This is a genomic window from Burkholderia sp. Se-20373, from assembly GCF_017104705.1.
Classification (GTDB): Bacteria; Pseudomonadota; Gammaproteobacteria; order Burkholderiales; family Burkholderiaceae; genus Burkholderia.
In genome coordinates this window covers 1-647 of sequence record NZ_JAAGPH010000385.1, presented here as the reverse complement: position 1 = coordinate 647, position 647 = coordinate 1, and the positions used below count along the sequence as shown (strand labels likewise).

Sequence of the window (647 nt, the reverse complement as noted above, 5' to 3'; positions counted from 1 at the left end):
GGCCTGCCGGCATCGACGCACAGCCGCTCGACGTCGACGCGCTCGCGCAGGACGTGACGCTCGCCCACGCAACCGGCGTGCGCACCGCGCCGCATCCGGAACAGGGCGCGTACCTGATCTATACGTCGGGCTCGACCGGCACGCCGAAGGGCGTCGTCGTGTCGCACGGCGCGCTGGCCGACTACGCGCAGGGGATGCTCGACGAACTCGCGTTCGCCCCGGATGCGTCGTTCGCGATGGTGTCGACCGTCGCGGCCGACCTCGGCCACACGACGCTGTTCGGTGCGCTGTGCGCGGGCCGCACGCTGCACCTGCTGCCTGCTGCGTGCGCGTTCGATCCCGACCTGTTCGCCGAAGAAATGCGCCGCCGCGACGTCGGCGTGCTGAAGATCGTGCCGAGCCACCTGCAGGCGCTGCTCGATGCACGTGAGCCGGCCGACGTGCTGCCGCGCCACGCGCTCGTGACGGGCGGCGAAACGCTCACCTGGGCGCTCGTCGCGCGCCTGGCCGCGCTGGCGCCGGCCTGCCGCGTGATCAACCACTACGGGCCGACCGAAGCGACCGTCGGCGCGATCGCTTGCGACACGGCGTCGATCGCCGCCGATGCGCGCGATCCGGCGAGCGGCGTGCCGTTCGGACTGCCGCTG

Annotated in this window: 1 protein-coding gene; it reads left to right on the top strand. The window is 73.0% G+C overall.

The features are described 5' to 3' along the window. A partial coding sequence (locus G3N96_RS38905; protein WP_206140510.1) for an AMP-binding protein occupies nt 1-647 on the top strand: 647 nt, incomplete at both ends.